Raw genomic sequence first — 7,993 nt, 5'->3', positions numbered from 1 at the left:
CCGGAACCGACACCGACACACCCCCCGACCGGCTCAACACCGCCCGATTACCCCACCCATCCAGCCGAGCCCGCTCAACCCCATTGAGCAAATCCATCGACGACAACACCCTGGTGGCATCGGCGGTCATCGCCACCAACACTCGCTGCAACCGCTCAATGAGCGTTTCGATGCTGGCCGTGTCGAAAACGTCAATGTCGAATTGGACGCGAAGGTCCAGTTCGCGTCCCGGCAGGGCCACCACAGTAAGGGGATAGTGAGTGTATTCGCGGATGGCGGACTCGGTGACAGCCAACTCGTGAGCGCCTAACGGCACGTCGGTGTCGATCGGGTAGTTCTCGTACACGAACAGGGTGTCGAACAATCTTTCCTGACCGGCGATGCGGTGAATGTCACTAAGCGCGAGGTGCTGGTGCTCGAGGGTGCTGGTATGCGCGGTTTGCAGCTGGCCCAGCAACTCAGCGGTGCTGGTGGCCGGGGTGATGCGCGCCCGCACCGGCACCGTGTTGACAAAAAGGCCCACCATCGATTCCATCCCGGCCAGCTCGGTGGGTCGACCCGAGACCACGGTCCCGAAGGCGACATCATGGTGGCCGGTCAGCCACATCAGCAGCTGCGCGAAGGCGCCCTGCAGCACGATGTTGGTGGTGGTGTGGCACGAGCGGGCCAGCTCGCAAAGTGCCCGCGTGGTCTCGACCGGCACTCGGAACGATTCCACGCCGCGGCGCCCGGGCATCAACCTTTGCGGCGGACCGACCAGTGTCGGGGCGTCAAAGCCTGCCAACTGCTCACGCCAAGCCGCGTGAGCGGCTTCGCAATCCTGACCGGCCAGCCAGGTATGAAAGCTGCGGTATGGGGCGGGGGCAGACAATGGGTGCCCGTCATAACCGGCGAATATTTCACGCAGCAGTACCTGCCCCGACCAGCCATCGCACACGATGTGATGGCTGGTCAGCACCAACCGATAGCGTTCGGGCGCGCTCCGGAACAGCACCGCACGTAGCGGTGACTGGTGGGCCAGATCGTAGACCGCGACGCGTTCGGCGGCGCACACCTGTTCGATACGATCCCCGACTTCCTCCGCATCTCCGGCAAGTTCGATATACCGCCACGGCAGCACCGGATCCCGCAAAATGATCTGCACCGGCTCTGCCAGCCCCTCGAAGGCGAACCGTGCCCCCAGATTGGGATGACGGGCAAGGACCGCTTGGACGGCCTTACGCAGCCGGTATTCCTTAACCTGGCCGGCCAAGCCGATAGCGATTTGCACAGCATAGGGATGAGCGACACTCTCGCGGCCGTCCATGATGTGGAACAGCAACCCCTGCTGCAGCGGGGTCAACGGCAACACGTCGGCGATAGGGTAGGCGCGTTGCAGGCCCTCCAGCTGCTCCTGGGTCAGGTGGGTCAGCGCGAAATCGGAGGGGGTGAACCCGCCCCCACCCTGGCGTACATGCGCGCAGATGCCGGTCAGGGCCTCAAACCACAGCCGGCTCAGCCGCTCCACCCGTGCGGCATCGATTTTCGACGGCGCCCACGTCCAGGTGGCCTGCAGTCGCGAGCCGGCATCGGTGTCGAGGGTGACCGCATTGACCCCCACGGTATGCGCCAGCGGCATCGGCCACCCCGCCGCAGCCGTATCCGTGAACAACTGGCCCGGACCGCGGATCCGCCAGCCCTGCCCGACCACCGAAGAATCAGTCGATCCGCCACCTCGGCCCAGATAATTGAACCCGATCGGCGGGTCGGGGCCGTCGAGATCGACGTCATCGTTGAGGTAGCGCAGCAACCCGTAGGTGTAGCCGTCGGGAACCTTGCGAAGCTGCTCTTTGGCGCCCTTGACCGCCGCCCCCAACGCCGCGTGCCCGGCCAGCACTTGCGGCCACGACACCCGATCCGGCCTCAAAGAGACCGGGTATTTCGTGGTGAACCACCCCACCGTCTGCGACAGATCCGCACTGGGGGCCACTTCCTCGTCACGCCCATGACCCTCCACGTCGATGCCGATCAGCGCGCCGCCACCGAGAGTCTTCGCCCACGCCAACCCGAAGGCAATCAACAAAATGTCTTGCACCCCGGCATGAAACGCCGCCGGGACCTCACCAAGCAGCATGCGGGTGGTCTCGGGATCCAGTGACACCGTCAGGTGCCGGGCGCTGGCCCAGGTATCCACCGCGGGGTCCGTCCTGGGCAGCACCGCCTCAACCCCAACGATGCGCCGCCACCGCTCCAACTGATCGACCACCGTGCGCGACCGCGCCTGTTCCGCCAGCAACGACGCCCATCGGCGAAACGAGGTCCCCCGCACCGGCAGCGCCACCACCCCGCTGGCACGGTATTGATCCCACGCCGCATTGAGATCATCGACCACAATCCGCCACGACACGGCATCAACGGCCAGATGGTGAATCACCAGCACCAGCTCCGCCGCCGACGTCACCCACAGCGCGCTCAGCATCACTCCGCCCGCCGGATCCAACCGCGAGCGCGCCCCCACCAAGGCCTCATCGGACAACACCGGCACCGACTGCACGCACCGGTGCGCATCCACCGAACCCGGTGGCCGCGCCACCAACGACCAGTGCCCGGCGCCATCGTCATCAACGCGCAACCGCAACATGGCATGTCGATCCAGCAAACCCTGAACCAACACCACCGCATCGGCCTCGGTGGCCCCCACCGGGGCCGACACCGCAGCCATCTGACAAAACTCCCCGACCGGGCCCTCCACATCGGCCAGCCAGGAAATAATCGGCGTGGACACCACCTCACCGACACCATCGTCGAACGAATCACCACCGCCGCGTCCGGCGGCACGAGCGACCCGCGCCAACCCCGCCACCGTCTGCTCCACGAAAATATCCCGCGGCCGACACACCACCCCCGCCGCACGCGCTCGCGACACCACCCGCATCGACAAAATGCTGTCCCCGCCCAACTCGAAGAACGAGTCGTCCACCCCGACCCGCTCCAGCCCCAACACCTGGGCATAAATAACCGCCAAGACCTCCTCCACCGCATCGGCCGGGGCGCGGTAATGATCGCCATCCTGGTACTCAGGTGCCGGCAGGGCGCGGACATCGAGTTTGCCGTTGACCGTCAACGGCAGCTCATCGAGCACCACCACCGCCGCTGGCACCATGTACTGGGGCAATCGCTCACCGAGGCGGGCGCGGATTCCGGCCGCATCCGCGGTCCCGGTGATATAGCCGACCAGGCGCTTGTCGCCAGGGTGGTCCTCGCGGGCGAGCACCACCGCCTGCTCCACCCCGGCCGACTCGGCGAGCGCTGTCTGGACTTCACCGAGCTCGATGCGGAACCCGCGGATCTTGACCTGCTCATCGGCGCGCCCCACATACTCCAACTGCCCATCAGCGCGCCACCGCGCCAAATCCCCACTGCGATACATCCGAATTCCTGGCGCTCCCGCGCCACCGAACGGGCAGGCCACAAACCGCGACCCGGTCAACCCGGGCCGGCCCCAATACCCCACCCCTGCCCCGGCGCCGGCCACATAAAGCTCCCCGACCACCCCCACCGGCACCGGCCGCAGCCACCCATCCAGCACAAACAACGCCGCTCCCGCCACCGGTGAGCCGATCGGCACCGGCCCGGACCCCCCCACCAACGGCGCACTACTGGACGCACGCACCGTGGTTTCGGTGGGGCCGTAGGCGTTGATCACAACCCGCCCCGGCGCCCACCGATCCACCAACTCGGCCGTGCAGGGCTCACCGCCCACCGCCAACACCGCCAACGAGTCCAATCCCTGCGGCGACAACATCGCCACCGCGGCAGGGGTCGACGTAAACACACTGACCCGTTGCCTGACCAACAAGTCATGCAGGTCTTCCGGCGAGCCGACCACCTCCTCGGGCACGACCACCAGCCGCCCGCCACCTAGCAACGCCCCGAAGATCTCCTTGACCGAAACATCGAAGCCATACGAATGGCACTGCGACCACACCCCCGCATGCGGCAGCAGGTGTTCACGCTCCTGCAGTGACTCGATCAGCTGGGTCGCGTTGTGGTGGGTGATGGCCACCCCCTTAGGCGTTCCGGTGGTACCCGAGGTGTAGATGAAATACGCGATGTCATCACCGGCCGGCGCCGGCAACGCCGTGCTGGGCTGGGCCTTGACAGCAGGATCATCGATGTCGATGACCAGCAGGTCGCACCCGCCCAACCGGTGAGCCAGATCAGCGGTGCTCAGCGCGACGATCGGCGCGGCATCAGCAACCATGAACTGCAGACGCGCCCCCGGCAGCGCCGGGTCGATCGGCAGATAAGCCGCCCCGGTCTTGAGCACCGCCAAGATCGCCACGATCGCCTGCACCGAACGCGAAAACAGCAGCCCCACACACTCACCCGGGCCCACACCATGCTCGGCCAACAGGTGCGCGAGCCGGTTAGCGGCCTGCTCCAACTCCCGATACGTCACCGACAAACCCTCGAAGGTCACCGCCACCGCATCCGGGGCCCGGGCCACCCGCGCGGCGAAGGCCGCCGGAATCGACACCGGCGCCAAAGCCGGCCGGATCAACACCGCCCGATTCCCCCACCCAGCCAGGCGCGCATGCTCACCGCCATCGAGCACATCCACCGACGACAGCCGCCGGGTGGGATCAGCGGTCATGGCCACCAACACCCGCCGCCACCGCTCAATAAACACCTCAACACTCGCCGCGTCGAACACATCAGTGCGAAATTTCAGGCAGAGCTCCAGTTCAGCCCCCGGCTTGGCCGCAAGCGTCAGCGGGTAGTGAGTAGATTCGCGGCTGGTGAACTCGGTGATAACCAACTCAGGTCCGCCCACCAGCGCGGCGGTGTCGACCGGGTAGTTCTCGTAGACGAACAGGGTGTCGAACAAGGCGTCGTGACCGCTGATGCGGTGGATGTCAGCGAGCCCCACATGCTGGTGCTCGACGGTGTTGTTCTGGGCGGTTTGCAGCTGGGCGAGCAGCCCTTCGGTGGTGGTGGTCGCGGTGATGGTCGCCCGGACCGGCACCGTGTTGATAAATAGGCCCACCATCGATTCAACACCGGCCAACTCGGCGGGCCGGCCTGAGACCGTGGTCCCAAAGACGACGTCATGGTGCCCGGTCAACCCCATCAGCAATTGGGCCCAGCCGGCCTGCAACACGGTGTTGACGGTGGTGTGGCAGGAGCGGGCCAGCTCGCCAACGGCCCGGGTGATCTCGGCGGGCATCCGAAACGATGCAACGCCTCGCCGCCCCGGCCGCAACCGATCCGGCGGACCGACCAATGTCGGGGTGTCGAAGCCGGCCAATACCTCGCGCCAGGCCGTGTGGGCGCCATGTTGGTCACGAGCGGCCAGCCAGGTCAAAAATGTCCGATACGACCCGGTCGCAGCCAGGTGCTGCCCTCGATAGCTGGCGAATATTTCCCGCAGCAGGATCGGCAACGACCAGCCATCGAGCACGATGTGGTGATGAGTCAGCAACAAGCGGTGTCGATCTTTTGCGGTGCGGATCAAAGCCGCTCGAAAGGCCGGCTGGTGGGCGAGATCGCCGACAGCTGCGCGTTCAGCGGCGCACACCTGCTGGATCTGCTCATCGCCATCGCCCGAGCCAAGGTCGACATAACTCCAGGGCACCCCCGGGTCGGCGGGGACGATCTGCACCGGGTCGTCGAATTGTTGGTGGAAGCGGGCCACCAGGTTCGGATGCCGGTTAACCACGGTTTGCACGGCATCGCGCAGCCGCTGCTGATCAACGGCACCGGTGAGGGCGAGATCCAGCTGCACGGCATACAGATCGTCGCCCGCCTGCGTGGTGCTGGCGTGAAAGAGAAGCCCCTGTTGCACCGGGGTCAGCGGCAAAATGTCGGCGATCCGGTGTTGCCGCTCGAACTCGTCGATCTGCTGCTGGTCCAGGCGGGTGGGCGCGAGATCGGACGGAGTGAACCCGCCCCCGCCGCGCCGCACATGCGCGCAGATACCGGCGAGGGCCTCAAACCACAACCGGCTAAGTCGGGTGACCGCCGCACGATCAACTGCTGAGGGCGCCCACGTCCAGCCGGCGTGCAGGCGCGGGCCGGCGTCGGTGTCGACGGTGCCGGCGTTGAGCTCCACGGTGTGCATCAGCGGCGTGGTCACCGCCGCGGCCGCGCCGGTGACCAGGCCTTCGTGCCGGAGCCGCCAACCATCACCATCGGTCGCCGGGGCGCCCAGCCTCCCCACATAGTTAAACCCGATCGGCGGATCGGGACCAGGCAGCTCAATGTCGGTGTTCAGGTAGCGCAGCACACCGTAGGTCAGGCCGTCGGGAAGGGCGCGAAGCTGCTCTTTGGCGTCCTTGAGCACCACCCCCAGCGCCGCCTCGCCGGCCACCGCCTGCGCCCACGACAGCCCACCCACCACCAATGACACCGGGTATTTGGTCGTGAACCACCCCACGGTGCGCGACAGGTCAATACCGGGGGCCAATTCCTCCTGGCGCCCGTGGCCCTCCACGTCGATGCCGATCGGCGCGTCGTCGGTGCCCGCGAACCCCAAAAATTCAGCCCACGCCAAGGCGAACGCGATCAAAAGAATGTCGCCCACCCCGGCATGAAACGCCGCTGGGACCTCACCGAGCAGCATCCGGGTGGTCTCCACATCCAGCGACAGCGACAGCCGCCCGGCAGTGGCAAACGTATCCACCGCAGGCTGCACCGCCGGCAGCGCGGCCGGGGCCGCCGCCACCCGCCGCCAGGCACCCGCCTGGCCCACGACCGCCGGGTGGCGCGCGTGCTCAGCCAGCAGCGACGCCCACCGCCGAAACGACGTGCCCGCGGCGGGCAGTACCACCTGCTGCCCGCCGCGATGCTGGGCCCAGGCGATATTCAGGTCATCCAACAGAATCCACCACGACACCGCGTCGACGGCCAAATGATGAATGATCAACACCAGCTGGCCGGTGGATTGCACCCACAGCGCGCTCATCATCACCCCGGCGGAAGGATTCAACCGCGACCGCGCCCCCACCAGCGCCTCATCCGACAGCGTCGCCACCGACTGCAGGCACGCACCGGCATCCACCGAGTCCGCCTCGGGCACCCATAACGACCACCCTCCGGCGCCGTCGTCGTCGACGCGCAGCCGCAACATGGCGTGCCGGTCCAGCAACGCTTGCACCATGACCACCACGGCGGCCTCGCTGACCCCGTCCGGAGCCTGCAGCAGCATCGTCTGATTGAACTGATCCACCGGGCCGCCCGCGCTTTTCAAGCCGTGCAGCCAACACATGATCGGGGTGGCCGCCACGTGCCCGAGGCAGTCATCGACGTGGCCACCTTCACCGTCGGCCATACCGGCCAGCCGGGCCAGCCGGGCCACAGTCTGCTCGACGAAGATGTCGCGCAATCGACACAGCAGGCCGGCGGCCCGGGCCCGTGCCACCACCTGTATCGACAAAATGCTGTCCCCACCGAGCTCGAAAAACGACTCATCGACACCGACCCGCTGCAGCCCGAGCACCTGGGCGTAGATGTCGGCCAGAACCTCCTCGACCGCATCGCCGGGGGCGCGGTAATGACCGCCATCCTGGTACTCGGGTGCCGGCAAGGCCCGTTTGTCGAGTTTGCCGTTGACCGTCAACGGCAGCGCGTCGATCGCCACCACCGCGGCCGGCACCATGTACTCAGGTAGCCGTTCGGCCAACGCGGCACGCGCCGCTGCGGGGTTCGCAGTCCCGGTGACATAGCCGACCAGCCGTTTGTCGCCGGGGCGGTCCTCGCGGGCGATGACTACCGCCTGCTTGACGCCGGCCGACTCGGCCAGCGCTGCCTGGATTTCGCCGAGTTCGATGCGGTAGCCGCGGATTTTGACCTGCTCATCAGCGCGCCCCACATAACGCAACTGCCCATCAGCACCCCAACACACCAAATCCCCGGTGCGATACATCCGTATTCCTAGCGCTGCCGCTCCGCCGAACGGACACGCCACAAACCGCGACGACGTCAACCCCGCCCGCCGCCAATACCCCACCCC

The 7,993-nt window shown here is 66.8% G+C and carries 1 protein-coding gene and 1 pseudogene; both read right to left on the bottom strand.

What is annotated here, in order from left to right:
* A partial coding sequence (locus AWC07_RS11630; protein WP_244187571.1) for a non-ribosomal peptide synthetase occupies positions 1 to 7,189 on the bottom strand: 7,189 nt, incomplete at its 3' end.
* 189 nt (positions 7,190 to 7,378) lie between these two features.
* A pseudogene (locus AWC07_RS28705) lies at positions 7,379 to 7,993 on the bottom strand (AMP-binding enzyme); the annotation flags it as partial.

This window comes from Mycobacterium gastri, assembly GCF_002102175.1.
GTDB lineage: Bacteria > Actinomycetota > Actinomycetes > Mycobacteriales > Mycobacteriaceae > Mycobacterium > Mycobacterium gastri.
The sequence above is the reverse complement of the archived record's forward strand: the minus strand, read 5'-3'. Positions and strand labels throughout refer to the sequence as shown.